General features: G+C 69.7%; 13 protein-coding genes and 1 pseudogene. 10 read left to right on the forward strand and 4 right to left on the reverse strand.

Annotation, left to right across the window (positions count from 1 at the left end; genetic code table 11):
• Nucleotides 1–22 precede the first annotated feature (22 nt).
• Nucleotides 23–355 carry a type II toxin-antitoxin system PemK/MazF family toxin gene (locus ACFY5B_RS21805; protein ID WP_389971579.1) on the reverse strand — a complete coding sequence of 111 codons (333 nt, stop codon included), beginning with the start codon at nt 353–355 and terminating at the stop codon, nt 23–25.
• Between the two features lie 141 nt (nt 356–496).
• Between ACFY5B_RS21805 and ACFY5B_RS21810 the strand changes: the two are divergent.
• Nucleotides 497–640: pseudogene (locus ACFY5B_RS21810) on the forward strand (IS701 family transposase); the annotation flags it as partial.
• 109 nt (nt 641–749) lie between these two features.
• Here the strand turns inward: ACFY5B_RS21810 and ACFY5B_RS21815 are convergent.
• Nucleotides 750–2,171 (reverse strand): DEAD/DEAH box helicase, encoded by a 1,422-nt coding sequence (locus ACFY5B_RS21815; protein ID WP_389971581.1) that lies wholly within the window; start codon nt 2,169–2,171, stop codon nt 750–752.
• Nucleotides 2,172–2,974: 803 nt separating this feature from the next.
• On the opposite strand from ACFY5B_RS21815, the gene ACFY5B_RS21820 reads away from it, so the two are divergent.
• From ACFY5B_RS21820 to ACFY5B_RS21860, 9 genes are all read left to right on the forward strand, one after another.
• Nucleotides 2,975–3,370 (forward strand): YybH family protein, encoded by a 396-nt coding sequence (locus ACFY5B_RS21820; protein ID WP_389971583.1) that lies wholly within the window; start codon nt 2,975–2,977, stop codon nt 3,368–3,370.
• A 31-nt stretch (nt 3,371–3,401) separates the two neighbouring features.
• Entirely contained in the window at nt 3,402–3,800 is a 399-nt protein-coding gene (locus tag ACFY5B_RS21825) for a YybH family protein (protein WP_389971585.1), read from the forward strand.
• Nucleotides 3,801–3,886: 86 nt separating this feature from the next.
• Nucleotides 3,887–5,212: a crotonyl-CoA carboxylase/reductase gene (gene ccrA, locus ACFY5B_RS21830; RefSeq protein WP_389971650.1), complete on the forward strand. Its 1,326-nt coding sequence runs from the start codon at nt 3,887–3,889 to the stop codon at nt 5,210–5,212.
• A gap of 4 nt (nt 5,213–5,216) precedes the next feature.
• The gene (locus ACFY5B_RS21835) at nt 5,217–6,215 is read left to right on the forward strand and encodes a 3-oxoacyl-ACP synthase III family protein (RefSeq protein WP_389971587.1); all 999 of its coding nucleotides are present in this window, start codon (nt 5,217–5,219) and stop codon (nt 6,213–6,215) included.
• A complete protein-coding gene (locus ACFY5B_RS21840) occupies nt 6,212–7,096 on the forward strand; it encodes a 3-hydroxybutyryl-CoA dehydrogenase (RefSeq protein ID WP_389971589.1) in 885 nt (294 codons plus the stop codon). The genes ACFY5B_RS21835 and ACFY5B_RS21840 overlap by 4 nt, the downstream gene beginning before the upstream one ends.
• Nucleotides 7,097–7,548: 452 nt before the next feature.
• On the forward strand, nt 7,549–9,012 hold the full coding sequence (locus tag ACFY5B_RS21845; RefSeq protein WP_389971591.1) for a flavin monoamine oxidase family protein: 1,464 nt from the start codon (nt 7,549–7,551) through the stop codon (nt 9,010–9,012).
• A 295-nt stretch (nt 9,013–9,307) separates the two neighbouring features.
• Entirely contained in the window at nt 9,308–10,192 is an 885-nt protein-coding gene (locus tag ACFY5B_RS21850; protein WP_389971593.1) for an NAD(P)-dependent oxidoreductase, read from the forward strand.
• A 236-nt stretch (nt 10,193–10,428) separates the two neighbouring features.
• The gene (locus ACFY5B_RS21855; RefSeq protein ID WP_389971595.1) at nt 10,429–11,334 is read left to right on the forward strand and encodes an NAD(P)-dependent oxidoreductase; all 906 of its coding nucleotides are present in this window, start codon (nt 10,429–10,431) and stop codon (nt 11,332–11,334) included.
• 225 nt (nt 11,335–11,559) lie between these two features.
• Nucleotides 11,560–12,429 (forward strand): NAD(P)H-binding protein, encoded by an 870-nt coding sequence (locus ACFY5B_RS21860; RefSeq protein ID WP_389971597.1) that lies wholly within the window; start codon nt 11,560–11,562, stop codon nt 12,427–12,429.
• Nucleotides 12,430–12,573: 144 nt separating this feature from the next.
• Here the strand turns inward: ACFY5B_RS21860 and ACFY5B_RS21865 are convergent, their stop codons facing one another.
• Nucleotides 12,574–13,749 (reverse strand): acyl-CoA dehydrogenase family protein, encoded by a 1,176-nt coding sequence (locus ACFY5B_RS21865; RefSeq protein WP_389971599.1) that lies wholly within the window; start codon nt 13,747–13,749, stop codon nt 12,574–12,576.
• Nucleotides 13,750–13,799: 50 nt separating this feature from the next.
• Complete coding sequence (locus ACFY5B_RS21870) at nt 13,800–14,672, reverse strand: NAD(P)-dependent oxidoreductase (RefSeq protein ID WP_389971601.1); 873 nt, start codon at nt 14,670–14,672, stop codon at nt 13,800–13,802.
• Between the last annotated feature and the right edge of the window lie 67 nt (nt 14,673–14,739).

Genomic DNA, 14,739 nt, shown 5'->3' on the forward strand with positions numbered 1-14,739 from the left:
GGGGCGTCGGTTCCTTCTCCACCTAGCCGAGGCCGTTGAGACGGACGGCGTCCTCAATCTCGCTGAGCTTCGCGGAGGACAGGACGCCCGCCCGCTCGATCAGGTCGTCCCGGGACACGGTGGTCAGCCACGTGCAAGGGGTAAAGCCTGGACGCGGGATCGCGAACCGCAGCACGCCTTCAAAGGGCAGTCCTTCCATGGCGCCAACTCGCACTTCGACACCCAGACCGCTGATGTCGACGCCCGCCGGAGCGACGACCTGCATCGCCCGGATCCCGGACGCGCCGTCTCCTGACAGCAGTACGACCAGCCGCCGCTCGTCGAACTCGACCCACCAGACTTCGCCACGTTGCACATGTCCTCCTGACACGGGACGGCAGGCGAACGCTGCGCGACCCTGACGCGCTGTGGAGACGGGTGCAGCCACCGTTGATCATCGGTGTGTGAAAGGGGAAAATCACGCAGTGGCCGCAGGTCACAGCGTAGGCCCTGCCCGCTGGCAGGAGGCATTCGAGGGCCTGATGAGCGGCGTCGGGTCCGGCAGTTGGTACTCGGCCTGGTGTCGGACCTGCCGCGCACGAACTGCTGGACCATCGCCGAGCGGGCCGCAGAGAGAACCCCAGACGGCATGCAGCACCTGCCGATCGCCCGTACCGGACGCCGTCCGTGCACCCGGCCGATCTCCGGTCCCGCGTGTCCGTCCAGCAGCGTAGACGTAAGACACCGCCCGGCGGTCCGGGAGGCCGGGCTCAGCCGCCGCGCCGCACCCGGGCCGCCTTGCGGGCCTCCGCGAGTTTGCGGGCCTCGTTGCTCTTGCGGGACGACCTGCCGCCGGAGCCGCTCTTCGCGTCCTTGGCGCTGCCCAGGCCGCGAAACGGGGCGTTGTGGTTCTTGGGGCGTGATACGGACGACCCGCCGTCGAGAGGCTCTCCGGAGGGGGCCTTGGCGCCGGTGATCCGGCTTAGCTCCGCCTCGCCGGACCGCACTTCGGTGACCTTGGGAGCGACGTCTGCGTCCGCCATGACCTGGCTCGTCGCGCGGCGCTGTCCCGACAGGACGAGTGTCACGACGGTGCCGAAGCGGCCGGCCCGAGCCGTGCGGCCCGCGCGGTGCAGATAGTCCTTCGGGTCTGTGGCCGGGTCGACGTTGACCACGAGGTCGAGGTCGTCGATGTGCAGGCCGCGTGCGGCGACGTTCGTCGCCACCAGCGAGGTGACCTGCCCGTTCCTGAACTGGGCCAGGGTCCGGGTGCGCTGCGGCTGGGACTTGCCGCTGTGCAGGGCGGCGGCGGCCACGCCGCTGGCCCGCAGATGCCGCGTGAGCTGGTCGACGCCGTGCTTGGTGTCCAGGAACAGCAGGACGCGGCCGTCCCGGGCGGCGATCTCCGTGGTCACGGCGTACCGGTCCGGACCGTGCACGACAAAGACGTGGTGCTCGATCGCGGAAACCGCGCTGGACGAGGGGTCCACGGAGTGGACGGCGGGGTCGCGCAGGTAGCGCCGCACCAGCTGGTCGACGTCGCGGTCCAAGGTGGCGGAGAACAGCATCCGCTGCCCGTCGGAACGCACCTGGTCCAGGATTTCGGTGACCTGCGGCAGGAACCCCATGTCACACATCTGGTCGGCCTCGTCCAGGACCACGATGCGCACCCGTCCCAGTCGGCAGCCTTTGCGCTCGATGAGGTCGTGCAGCCGACCGGGTGTGGCGACGACGATCTCGGCACCGTCCCGCAGCACGGCGGCCTGCCGTCCGATGGACACTCCACCCACCACGGTCGCGAGCCGCAGGCGCAGCGCATGGGCGTACGGGGTGAGCGCCTCACCGACCTGCTGCGCCAGCTCCCTGGTGGGGACCAGAACGAGCGCCAGCGGCTCCTTGGGCTGCGCGCGCTGCCCGGCCGTCCGGGCGAGCATCCCCAGACCGAAGGCGAGCGTCTTGCCGGATCCTGTACGGCCCCGGCCAAGGACGTCCCGTCCCGCGAGCGCGTTCGGCAGGGCCGCAGCCTGGATGGGAAAGGGCACAGTCACACCATGCTCGTCGAGCACCCGCAGAACCTCGGCCGGCAGCCCCAGCTGTACGAAGGACGCCGTCGTGGGCAACGCCGAAGTGGCGTTCGACGCCTCGGACACGTAGTCCTGCCGCCGGGCATCGGCACGTGCTGATTCGCTCACAGAAAGCCTTCCTCTGAAGGGACCGTACCGAGGAAGGCGCGGCGGGGACGCGGTCACCGGCCAGGGGCACCGAACGGAGCACCGACACAGCGACGCTGCAAACAGCCAACGCTAGCACGGGGCACGCCGCCCGGCCCCCCATGGCCGTGCCGCTCAGCCGAGGAACGACAGCCGGACCTGCCTGCGCGGCTTGTCCCGACGCGCCTGAACCACAACGCCCCCCCACCTGTGAAAACAGCCCTGTCCTGGACCTTGTGGACGCCAGAAGACGCTTCGAACGACCTGCGCCGGGTGGTGGCACCGGGCCCCGCCTCGACACCCGGCGCCGCCCCGCCACCTATCCGGACCAGAAGCGGACCAACTTCGCCACCCCTCCGGCCATTTCACTGATTGTTGCAGGTCAGGGGTGGTCTGGGCCGTGTACCACCAGCAGACGAAGAACCTGCTGGTGTCGTACTCGCCGCGGAGGCTCGGCTTCTTCCAGACGCCGACCATGGGCGCCTGACCAGGGCACATGCCCGTCAGGCGCCCATCTTTGTGTGACGTGCTTCGGTGCGGTACTCGGCGGAGCAGCGAAAGAGGACCTGGAGGCCCACGAAGAGGCGGACAGGAGTTGTCGCCCGCTTCCGCGTCGAGGGCGATGATCCGCTGCCGGGAGGAACTGAGCGCTCCGATCCGGTCCAGCGAACGCCCATCCGCCGGGGCCTCGGCACCCGCTCCGACCCATTGCCTGGCAGTGACCGGGGGATGGCCCGCGCCCGCCTACGGTGACCGCACATCTCACGGAACGGAGTGGTTTTGCCATGGCAGAGACCAACGACGCGCTCACCGCGGCAGTTCTGGAACACGCCGCCACCTATGTGCGCACCTTCAACTCGGGCGACGCCGCGGCCGTGGACCGGCTCTACACGGACGACGCGATCAGCGTGTGGGAGAAGGGGCACGCCGTCAGCGGCGAGGAACGGCGAAAGGGGCTGGCCGAGTTCCTCGCCGCCAAGCCCGTGCTGACGAACAGGGTTCTCGAGTCGTACGTGACGTCGGACACCGCCCTGCTGGTCACGGAGTGGGCCATCGACGTCCCCGCGACGGCGGACAGCGCGGCCGAAAGCCACTCCGGCATCGGCCTCGACGTGCTGCGTCTGGGCGCCGACGGCCAGTGGCGCTTCGCGATCGACAACCCGTACGGCAAGGAACTCTGAGCGCACCGCACCCGAAAGGAACCCCCTCCTCATGAGCGAGACCCTCGACCTGACCCTGACCGACGACCCGGACCAGCAGAACGACGTGTTCGTGGCCGCGTTCAACAGCGGACAGGGAGCGATCTTCGACCAGCTGTACCGCGCGGACGCGATCTCCAATCTCACCGGGACGCCGCGCACCGGGGCGGACCGCACGAAGAGCATCACCGAGTTCCTGGCCACCGAGCCCAAGCTGAACTCCAAGGTGCTCCGCACCTTCAGCACCGGTGACACCTCCCTGCTGATCGTCGAGTTCCACCTGGAGGTCACCGGCGAGGACGGCAAGCCCCAGAAGATCGACGGCACCTGCACCGATGTCCTCGTCCGTGGCGAGGACGGCAAGTGGATCATGGCCGTCGACCGTCCCGTGGCCGACGAGACCAGCGCCTGACCATCCCCTTCGCCACGCGACCGGGCCCCGCTCCGTACCCTCCGTGGCTCGGTGCGGGGCCTGTCACTTCACGAGACTGGAGCATGATGGATTCCCTGACCGAGGCTGTGCTCGCGGGGGCACCCGCGGAAGTGCTGGAACGGGAGCAGGTACCGGAGCGGTACACGGCGGCTCACCTGCGGGCCGAGGACGTCGGCATGTTCGGCGACGACGGCGACAAGGACGTGCGCCGGTCCATCCGCGTCGGCGACGTGCCCATGCCGGAACTGGCGCCCGACGAGGTGCTGGTCGCGGTGATGGCCAGCGCGATCAACTACAACACCGTCTGGTCCGCGACCTTCGAGCCGGTGCCCACCTTCGGCTTCCTGGAGCGTTTCGGGCGCCTGGGCGGTCTCGCCGGCCGTCACGACCTGCCGCACCACGTCATCGGCTCCGACGGGGCCGGCGTGGTGGTGCGCGCGGGCAGCGCCGTCCGGAACTGGCGCGCGGGCCATCACGTCGTCGTCAGCTGCGTCCAGGTCGACGACCAGGAGCCGGCCACACACGCGGACGCCATGCTCGGCGCGGGCCAGCGCATCTGGGGCTACGAGACCAACTTCGGCGGCCTGGCGCACTACTCCGTGGTCAAGGCCAGCCAGCTCCTGCCCAAGCCCGCGCACCTGACCTGGGAGGAGGCCGCGAGCGTACTGCTCACGGCGGCCACCTCCTACCGGATGCTGATCAGCGACAAGGGCGCGCGGATCAAGCTCGGGGACGTCGTTCTCATCTGGGGCGCGACCGGCGGCCTCGGGGCGTTCGCCGTGCAGCTGGTCAAGGCGGCCGGAGGCATTCCGGTCGGTGTCGTCAGCTCGGAGAGCAAGGCCAAGGTGCTCCGGGCGCTCGGCTGCGACGTGATCATCAACCGGGCCGAGACAGGCCTCGGCCGCGCCGACACACCCGAGGAGACCATCGAGCAGGGCAAGCGTCTCGGCCGGATCATCCGTCAGGAGGTCGGCGAGGACCCGCACGTGGCCTTCGACTACATCGGCCGTGCCACCTTCGGGGTCTCCACGTTCGTCGTCCGGCGCGGCGGCACCGTGGTCACCTGCGGTTCCAGCACCGGCTACCAGCACACGTACGACAACCGCTACCTGTGGATGAACTCCAAGCGCATCATCGGCAGCCATGCCGCCAACCTGCAGGAGCAGGCCGAGCTGAACCGGCTGGTCGCCCAGGGCAGGATCTCCCCCGTGCTGTCCAGCGTGTACTCCCTCGACGAGGTCGGGGAGGCCGCCCGGCTGGTGCAGAACAACGAGCACATCGGCAAGGTCGGCGTGCTCTGTCTCGCTCCGCAGGAGGGGCTCGGGGTCACCGACCCGGCGCTGCGCGAGCGGATCGGCGCGGCGGCGCTGAATCCGGTGCGGAGCATCTGAGGCCATGACCGAGCAACCCATCGGCATTCTGAGCACGGGTTCCTACCTCCCGAAGGAGGAGGTCACCAACGCCGAGATCGCCGCGCGTGTCGGTGTCCCGACCGAATGGATCGAGGAACGGACACACATTCTGGAGCGGCGGTACGCCGCGCCCGACGAGGCCACCTCGGACCTCGGTATCCGGGCGGGGGAACGCGCTCTGGAGGCGGCCGGACTGGAGGCGGACGAGGTCGACTACCTCATCGTCTCCACCTCGACCCCCGACTCCCCCCAGCCGCCCACCGCCTTCCATGTGCAACGGGGGCTCGGCGCGCACGCGGCGGTCTGCTTCGACGTCAACGTGGTGTGCAGCGGCTTCGTCTACGCGCTTGCGATCGCCCGCAGTCTGATCCGGGAGCGGCCCGGCAGCCGGGCCCTCGTCGTGGGCGCCGACATATACTCGCGGATCCTGGATTTCACCGACCGTCGTACGGCCGTGCTGATGGCCGACGGTGCCGGTGCCGCAGTCGTCGGCGAGGTGGACGAGCCGTACGGGATCACCGGCTTCGAACTGGCATCGCGCGGCGACGCGCACCAGCTCATCCGTGTGGAGGCCGGGGGCAGCAGACTGCCCGCGTCCGAGCGGACCGTCCGCGACGGCGACCACTGCTTCCGTATGGAGGGGCGGGCGGTCCGGGACTTCGTGCTGGACAACTTCCCTCCCCTGCTCGACGCGTTGTACGCCCGCACGGGCATCTCCCGCGAGGACATCGCCCACTTCGTTCCGCACCAGCCCAACGGGGTGATGCTGGCCCAGCTCGTCGAGCGTGCGGGCCTCACCTCCGCGCACACGCACCGCACTCTCGAACGCTACGGGAACGCGGGCAACGCCGCCGTCGCGATCACCCTCGACGAGGCCCACCGTCAGGGCCACCTCCACCCCGGCGACCTCGTGCTGCTCGGCGGCTTCGGCGGCGGCATGTCCATGGGCGCCGGTCTCATCCGCTGGGGAGTGACAGCATGAACACGACATTACAGAGCACACCGCCCATCAACCGGGTGGGCATCGTCGGCTGCGGCCTGATGGGTTCGGGCATCGCCGAGGTGTGCGCCCGTGCCGGCCTGGACGTGACGGTCGCCGTCTCCAGGCCGGAGTCCGTGGAGCCGGGCCGGAACCGCATCCGGAACTCTCTCGGCAAGGCGGTGGCCAAGGGCAAGCTGACCGAGGCCGAGCGCGACGCGGTTCTCGGCCGGATCGAGCTGGTCCCGGACCTCAAGGCGATGGCCGACCGGCAGTTCGTCGTCGAGTCCATCCGGGAGGACGAGACGGCCAAGGTGGAGCTGTTCGCCGCTCTGGACGCCATCGTGGAGGACCCGGACGCCATCCTGGCGACCAACACCTCGTCGCTGCCCGTCATGCGTCTGGCCCGCTCCACGGGCCGGCCCGGCCGGGTGATCGGCGTCCACTTCTTCAGCCCGGTGCCCATGCTTCCGCTGGTCGAGCTCACCAGCTCCCTGCTCACCGAGGAGCCGGTGGCGGACCGTGCTGAGCGGTTCGTCTCCGAGGTGCTCGGCAAGGAGGTGATCCGCACCGCCGACCGGGCCGGATTCGTCGTCAACTCGCTGCTGTTCCCGTATCTGGTCTCGGCGATCCGCATGGCGGAGTCGGGCTTCGCCACGGCGGAGGTCATCGACCGCGGCATGCGCCTGGGCTGCTCGCACCCCCTGGGTCCGCTGCAACTGTGCGACCTCATCGGCCTCGATGTCGTCGCGTCCATCGCCGGGTCACTGTACGAGGAATACAAGGAACCGCTGTACGCCCCGCCCTCCCTCCTGATCCGCATGGTCGAGGGCGGCCTGCTGGGGCGGAAGACGGGACGCGGCTTCTACACGTACGACCGCTGAGGCACGCGCGGAAGCTGAGGCACGCGCGGAAACGGTGCGCGGCGGTCCGCCGCGCGCTCCCCTGGGCACCCGGCCCGGTTCCTCCTCCGTTACCGGAGGATGGATTGTCCGAATTCCCTCTGGACTAGCCTCAGTTCGGGGGTCAGGCGGCGCACTCCGGTGGGCCGCCATCGTCGGCCATCGTGACTCGCGAAGCTTCGAGGGTGCGTCGATTCCCAAGGGGGGAGCAGGACAACGGAGTCCACGGACAGTGACCCTGTCCTGCGCACCGCACGCGCGCTCTGTTGCCTGGACATCCGGGCCGGGGTTCTCGGAACCGCTTCCGGCATGCGGCTGCTGCCTGATCCCGCGGCGTCTCACGGGGGACGTTCGCGCACCACCACCACCGCTCGTGTCGGCCCACACCGGCCCGCACGAGCGGTCGGTTCAGGACAGCCACTTCGAGGAAGACTATGACCATCGAGAACACTTCGTCCCAGTCGCAGCACGCCGAGAACCCTCCCGCCGACATCTCACGCCGGCTCTCGCGCCGGTTCCTGCTGAAGGCGGCGGGTACGACCGCGCTGACCGCCTCGGTCGCGGCGGCCACGTCGGGCACGGCGAGGGCCGCGTCCCGCGCCGACTACGACGTCATCGTCATAGGCGCCGGCTTCGCGGGGGCCAGCGCCGCCCGCAGTCTCACGGCCAAGGGCCTGAAGGTCCTGGTGCTGGAGGCACGCAACCGCATCGGCGGCCGGGTGTGGACGTCCACCTTCGCCGGTGAGCAGGTCGAGATGGGCGGCACGTGGGTCGACGAGAAGCAGCCGCTCGTGTGGCAGGAGGTCCAGAAGCACAAGCTGGCACTGACCGCCGACGCGCCGCCCGCCCGCAGCTACTTCCCGACCACCACGACCGGTGGCTGGCAGCCCTTCGACCCCTTCGACCTGTTCACCCGCCAGTCGCAGGTGGTCACGCCCCTGTTCGAGGGGTCGAGGGAGTGGTTCCCCAACCCCTACAAGCCCTTCACGCGTGAGGACCTGCTCCGCGACCTGGACAAGCTCTCCATGCGCGACCGGCTCAACCAGATGCGGTTCAGCCCCGCGGAGGAGCTGCTGGCCGACCCGGCCACCTCCTACCTGACCGGCTCTGCCTCGACCATGGGCCTGACGGAGCTGGCCCACTGGTGGGCTCTGGCCGGCCACAGCTACGAGGGCTACGGGAGCATCAACACCTACCGTCCCACGGTGGGTTCGACCGCCCTCGTGCAATCCATCCTCAACGAGGCCAAGGCGACGGTGAAGCTCAACTCACCGGTGACCACCGTCTCGGTCAACGGCAAGCAGGTCACGGTGACGGCGAAGGGAACGAACTACACCGCCGGCGGCGTGGTGGTCGCGGTCCCGGTGAACGTGTGGAACAGCATCCGGTTCACGCCCGGCCTGCCCTCCGAGTTCACCGGCCTGTCCACCCGGGGCCTCGGCGTGCGCACGGCCCAGAAGTTCATGATGCACGTCAAGGGCTCCGGCCTGGTTCGGTTCTCCGCGGAGTCGCCCGCCGCCTCCTCCTCGAAGATCACCGCGGTGTTCCCGTTCAAGGAGCGCTCCGACGGCAACATCGTGATCGGCTTCAGCAATGCCGCGTCGTTCAACGCCGGCGACCGGGCGACGGTGCAGACCGAGCTGCGGAAGATCATCCCGGGCATCGAGGTGCTCGCGGTCTCGACCCAGCACTGGGGCCAGGACCCGTACTCGCAGGGTGGCTGGGCGGTGCGCGGTCCGGGCGTCCTGATGGGTCCCCTGCGGGCGGTCCAGCAGCCGGTGGGCCGGCTCACGTTCGCCACCAGCGACATCGCCAGCGGCTGGAACGGCTACATGGACGGCGCCATCGAGAGCGGTAACACCGCCGCGGGCCAGATCGCCGGCATCCTCGGCGCCTGACGCCGGCTCCCGGGCCGCGGCCCCTGCGCCCGGCGGGCGGAGGGGCCGCGGAGCCGGTCCGGTCACAGGCGTGCGCGCGTGGAGCCATTCATCTTTCTGATCGCCACCCGCACACCCATATCACCGACCGGCCCGAGCGAATAGCAAGAGACTCATAGTTTGTCATTTTCACGAGGACTAATTCCCTCTCATGCAAACGCAGGTGCCTCGCCACCGTACGCACTTGATTTCCGCTGGCGCACCGGTAACACTCATCCCCGGCACCCGATTGATTTCAAGTGAGAGGGAACACGAAATGGCGGGCAATACCGCAGTTACTGTCATCGGTCTGGGAGAGATGGGGGCGGCGCTCGCCGGCGCGTTTCTGAAGGCCGGTCACTCGACGACGGTCTGGAACCGTACGGCCTCCAAGGCCGACGCCCTGGTGGAGCAGGGGGCCGAGCGTGCCGCAACGGCCGCCGAGGCCGCGCAGGCGAGCCCCGTGGTCATCGTCTGTCTCCTCGACTACGACTCCGTCCGCGAGGTCCTGGACCCGCTGGGCGACGCCCTGAAGGGCCGCACGGTCTACAACCTCACCAACGGCACCCCGGAGCAGGCCCGGGAGACCGCGAAGTGGGCGGCCGACCTCGGTTACGACTACATCGACGGCGGCATCATGGCCGTTCCGCAGATCATCGGCACCGACCACGCCTACGTGCTCTACAGCGGCGCCGGTACCGAGTCCTTCGAGCGCGACAAGCCGGTTCTCAGCGCCATGGGCGACGCCCGTTTCGCGGGTACCGACGCGGGCCTGGCGTCCCTGCTCGACCTGTCCCTGCTGGCCGGCATGTACGGCATGCTCGGTGGCGCCGTGCAGGCCATCGCCATGGTGCGCTCCGAGGGCGTCAACGCTCAGCAGTTCTCCACCGAGTTGCTGATCCCGTACGTGACCTCGATCGCCGGTATCGTCGCGAACCTGGCGCGACAGATCGACAACGACGAGTACAACATCGGCATCTCGGCCGCGCTCAGCATGCAGCAGGTGGGCTTCCGCAACATCGTCGAGGCCAGCCGGAGCCAGGGTGTCAGCTCGGAGCTGCTGGACCCGATCCAGTCGCTGATGGACCGCCGGGTCGCCGACGGCTTCGGGGGCGACGACTTCTCCGGCGTGATCGAGCTGCTCAAGCAGAACAAGAAGTGACGGTGCGGGGTCGCTGACCCCGCCACCCGCCAGGTGAATGTTTTCGGCCTCCAGGATCCGTTCCTGGAGGCCGAAAACATTTCCCTACGGCACCCACTCCGCGGTAATCGACAGATACCGATCTCCCCCCTTCCTGTCTATTTTCCGACCTCTGACATGTTTTTTTGAGAGCGCTTTGAGCACGTTTTGACCGAGGGGTCTTGTGAGGACGGTCAGAAGCCAAGATGCTGCCTGACATGACAATTGGATCGGACATCCGGAAACTGCCGGTCACCGTGCTCGGTCTGGGTCCCATGGGTCGTGCCCTGGCCGGCGCCTTCTCACGGGCGGGCCATCCCACCACCGTCTGGAACCGCTCCCGGGGCAAGGCGGACGACCTGGTGGCCGCGGGCGCTCAGTGGGCGGACACCGCGGCCGAGGCGGTGCGCGCGGGCGACCTGGTCGTCGTCAGCGTCGCCGACTACGAGGCCGCGCAGTCGGTGCTCGACACGGTCGACACCACCGACTTCGAGGGCCGGGTGCTGCTCAACGTCTCCACGAGCACGGCGGAGCGGTCCCGTACCGCGGCCGCGTGGGCGGCGAAGCAGGGGATCGACTACCTCGACGGTGCCATCATGATCGGCCCGAGCTTCATCGCCGGCCCGGACTCGCTGGTCTTCCTCAGCGGTTCCAGGGACGCGTACGACCGGCACCGCGTGACCTTCGAGGCCTTGGGCGGCGGCGTGGTGCACGTCGGCGAGGATCCGGGGTTCGCCGCCCTGTACGACATGTCTCTGCTCGACTTCTTCTGGACGAGCATGTCGGGGATGATGCACAGCTTCGCCCTGGCCGAAGCGGACGGTGTGAAGGTGCGGGACTTCGCGCCCTATCTGAGGGTGATGCTCGACACGGTCGCGCTGCTCGCACCCGACACAGCCCGCGAGATCGACGAGGGAGCCTACCCGGGCGGGGGTGAACTGCTCACGATGCGGTGCTCCACGGTCGACGACATCATCGAGGCGGCGCGGCTTCGAGGACTCGACACGAGCGTGCTGCGCGCCGTGTCGTCCGTCGAGCACCGTGCACGCGCCCTGGGGCATGCCGGCGCCAGCTACACCGCGACGGTGGAGGGTGTCCGCCGGCCCGAGCCGACTGACGGATGATCGTCTACCAAGCGGCCCCCGGCACCCCGGACGAGGCAGCCATGCTCAGAGGGGAACCGGGCCGGGAGACGGGTCCGGACCGGGAGATCCGGCCGGGCGGTGACCATCGCCCGGCCACCGCCCCGTCACTGGCCGCCCAGTGGGGTGAACCCGCTGGTCACCGGGCACCCTGTGGGGTGCGGGGCCCCCTTGCTCCGGGCCTGCGGAACCGGTGAAGTGAAGCGTATGACTGAGAATCTGACGGAGAGACCCGTCGTCGTCCTCGGTGGTGCGGGCAAGGTCGGCCGCCGGCTGATACCGGCCCTGCGCGACGGCGGCCACCCGGTGCGGGTGGCGTCCCGCTCCTCCGAGCAGCACTTCGACTGGCTCGACAGCGCCACCTGGGCTCCCGCCCTGGAGGGCGCCCGCGCCGTGTATGTGGTCTACCTGCAGAACCTGTTCAGCCAGGAGGCCGCGGTACGGCTGCGCTCGCTGGGCGAGTTGGCCCTCTCTCTCGGCGTGGAGCGGGTGGTTCTCCAGTCGGCACGGGGCTGGCCGGAGGCCTACCCGGCCGAGGTGGCGGTGCGCTCGTCCGGTGCCCCGTGGACGATCCTGCGTCCCGCGTGGTTCCACCAGAACTTCAGTGAGGCGCTGCTGGTGCACCCGCTGGTGGCCGGCGAGGTCCGCCTGCCCACCGGGGACGGCCGGGAGGCGTTCGTCGACGCGCAGGACGTGGCCGAGGCTGCCGCGCGGGTGCTCACCGAGGACGGCCACACCGGCCGCCTCTACGAGCTGACCGGGCCGCGGCTGCTGACCTTCGGCGACGCCGTGGCGGAGATCGCCGCCGGCACCGGCCACGACTTCCGCTTCACCGCGCAGACAGCCGAGGAGTTCGCCGCCGAGATGCGGGCCGCGGGTGTGCCGGAACCGTACAGGTACATGGACACCGAGGAGTTCGCCCGTATGGAGTCGAGTCTCTTCGCTCAGGTGCACAGCGGTGCCAACGGCTACCTCACGGACGCCGTGGAGCGCATCCTGGGCCGGGCGCCGCGCGACTTCGCCGACTACGTGCGCGAGACGGCTGCCACGGGCGTGTGGGACGAGCAGCCGTCGTAACGGCGCCCCGAACCCGCGCTCCCCGGAACGCCCGAACGCCCGGCTCCCCCGAACGCCCGAGCGCCCCGTCCCGTACGGCACGTCGAGTGCGTACGGGGCGGGGCGCTCGGGCGTGGGGCCCCGGGCTCCGCCCGGTCCGGCGGCTCAGAGGTAGTCGTTGTCGGGCTCCAGGCCGAGCAGCAGACGTCCCTGGACCTCCAGGGAGGCGAGGGGGGCGAACAGGCCGTGCACCGAAAGGGCCAGGATGTCCCGCTCGATGCGCTGGAGGTCTCCGCTGCGCACGATGACGGAAGCCGGGCTGAGGGTGTAGAGGATGTCGACGGCCTCCTTCGCCGTCTGCACGACGTAGGCGATCTGCCCGCGGATCGTCGCCTTCTCCGCCACCGTCAGCCGGCGGCCCTGATCGGCGCGTTCCTGCACCAGCTCGACCAAGGAGCGTTGCAGGCCCTCCGTCGCCGCGATCTTGTTGGCGGCCACGGCCACCTGGTGGTGGATGTGCGGATGCCTGATCTGCTCGGCCCAGTTCGAGTACGCGATGCCCTTGCCCGGGAGCTTCTCCACGAAGACGTCGAGGGCGGCCCGGGCCAGGCCGGTGTAGACGGCGGTGCACTGGGTCAGGACGTAGCTGAGCAGGTGGTAGTTGCGGCCCTTGAGGTCCGCGTTCCAGCGGTCGCCGGTGGCCGCCTCGTACGCCTCGGCGCCGACCACGCGGTGTGCGGGGACGAAGACGCCGTCGGCGCTCGAGGTGACGCTGCCGGTCCCGGCCGCGCCGAAGACGTCCCAGTCGTCTCCGATGACCAGGTCGGAGGTCGGGACCAGCGGGTACAGGTCCTCGACCCGGCCGTCCCCGTGCTGGACGAGCGCCGAGCAGACGTTCCAGTCCGCGGCGCGGACACCGCTGTTGAAACGCCACTCGCCGGTGAGGAGGTAACCGCCCTCGGTCGGCACCAGCGTGCCGGAGGGGGTGAAGCCGCCGGAGACACGCACCTGGCCGCCCGCGAAGATCTCCTCCTGGGCCTTGTCGGGGTAGAGACTCGCCATCCACGCGGTGGTCACCCAGACCGCGGTGACCCAGCCGGTGGAACCGCAGGCCTTGGCCACCTCCTGAAGGACCGCTAACTGCTCGGCGGCCGGAAGGTTCGTACCGCCGAACCTCTCGGGCACGGCGATGCCGAAGACCCCGGCCTTCTCGAGGAGTTCGATGCTCTCGTCCGGTATCCAGCCGGCCTTCTCGGCGGCCCGGGCGTTCTCCCTGAGTCCCGGGGCAATGCTCCGCACCGCTTCGAGCACCGCCAGATGGTGCTTGTCGGCAGCAGTCATCCCACTCACCCTCCCTTGTCGGCTTCTGTTCCCGTGTCTCGGCGGGCCTTCTACGCGGAGGCCTGCTTGAGCAGTTCGACGATGCTCGTGGCACTGTCCTCGGCCCGGCCCGCGTCGAAGCCCCGCCGGAGGAGTTCCAGGACCGCGGCGGGGAGCGAGGAGTCGACACCGCTGTCCAGTCCGGTCTCCACGACGTGCTCGATGCTCGCCAGCCCCATGGAGAGCCGCTCCACGTCGCCCGCGAAGTTCCCCTCGTCCAGCCGGGGCGTGTAGAAGCCCAGGAAGTCCGGCATCGAGGCGAGGGTGCCGGAGGCGTAGGGCAGGAGGTCGGCGGCCGAGATGCCGTTGGCCTCGGCGACCGCGACGGCGTGCAGCCAGGAGAACAGGGACGTCCAGAAGATGTCGAGCTGCAGCTGGTAGTAGAGGGCGGCCAGTCCCTGGTCCTCACCCCGGTGATCGGCGGCGGAGATCACCTCGAGCGTGGCGCGGTGCTCCTCGAAGACGTCCTGGGGGCCGCTGTAGAACGTGAGCGCGCCCGGGCCGGCGATGCGGTGGGGCGGCACCGTAACCCCGCCCGTCAGGTACGCCGCGCCGTGCCCGTTCACCCAGGCGGCCGCCTCACGGGACTTGGCCGGGGTGTCCGAGCTGAGGTTGACCACGGTCCTGCCCTCGAGTGCCTCGGTGGCCTGGCCGAGGATGGCGTACATAGCCTGATGGTCCGTCAGGCTGAGCAGGACGAGCTCGTGGGCGGCCAGGGCGTCGGCGACCGTGGGTGCGAGGACGGCCCCCTTGGCCACGAGGGGCTCGGCCTTGCTCGCCGTCCTGTTCCACACGGTCACCTCGTAGCCCTTGGCGAGGTACGCGTCGGCCATCGCGACGCCCATCGGGCCGAGTCCGACAAGGGTGAGCGACTGCTTCGACATGGGTGTCCTGCCCTCTCGTGGTCGGGGGGAAGGGGGCCCAGCGCCGAAACGCGCCACCGCTGCGGTG

It is taken from the genome of Streptomyces sp. NPDC013187 (assembly GCF_042899705.1).
GTDB lineage: Bacteria > Actinomycetota > Actinomycetes > Streptomycetales > Streptomycetaceae > Streptomyces > Streptomyces hawaiiensis_A.

What these genes read in the sequence shown, in the direction of transcription:
- ACFY5B_RS21820 (WP_389971583.1), top strand. Translation starts at nt 2,975, where the DNA reads ATGGCAGAGACCAACGACGCGCTCACCGCGGCAGTTCTGGAACACGCC.
- ACFY5B_RS21825 (WP_389971585.1), top strand. Translation starts at nt 3,402, where the DNA reads ATGAGCGAGACCCTCGACCTGACCCTGACCGACGACCCGGACCAGCAG.
- ccrA (WP_389971650.1), top strand. Translation starts at nt 3,887, where the DNA reads ATGGATTCCCTGACCGAGGCTGTGCTCGCGGGGGCACCCGCGGAAGTG.
- ACFY5B_RS21835 (WP_389971587.1), top strand. Translation starts at nt 5,217, where the DNA reads ATGACCGAGCAACCCATCGGCATTCTGAGCACGGGTTCCTACCTCCCG.
- ACFY5B_RS21840 (WP_389971589.1), top strand. Translation starts at nt 6,212, where the DNA reads ATGAACACGACATTACAGAGCACACCGCCCATCAACCGGGTGGGCATC.
- ACFY5B_RS21845 (WP_389971591.1), top strand. Translation starts at nt 7,549, where the DNA reads ATGACCATCGAGAACACTTCGTCCCAGTCGCAGCACGCCGAGAACCCT.
- ACFY5B_RS21850 (WP_389971593.1), top strand. Translation starts at nt 9,308, where the DNA reads ATGGCGGGCAATACCGCAGTTACTGTCATCGGTCTGGGAGAGATGGGG.
- ACFY5B_RS21855 (WP_389971595.1), top strand. Translation starts at nt 10,429, where the DNA reads ATGACAATTGGATCGGACATCCGGAAACTGCCGGTCACCGTGCTCGGT.
- ACFY5B_RS21860 (WP_389971597.1), top strand. Translation starts at nt 11,560, where the DNA reads ATGACTGAGAATCTGACGGAGAGACCCGTCGTCGTCCTCGGTGGTGCG.
- ACFY5B_RS21865 (WP_389971599.1), bottom strand. Translation starts at nt 13,749, where the DNA reads ATGACTGCTGCCGACAAGCACCATCTGGCGGTGCTCGAAGCGGTGCGG.
- ACFY5B_RS21870 (WP_389971601.1), bottom strand. Translation starts at nt 14,672, where the DNA reads ATGTCGAAGCAGTCGCTCACCCTTGTCGGACTCGGCCCGATGGGCGTC.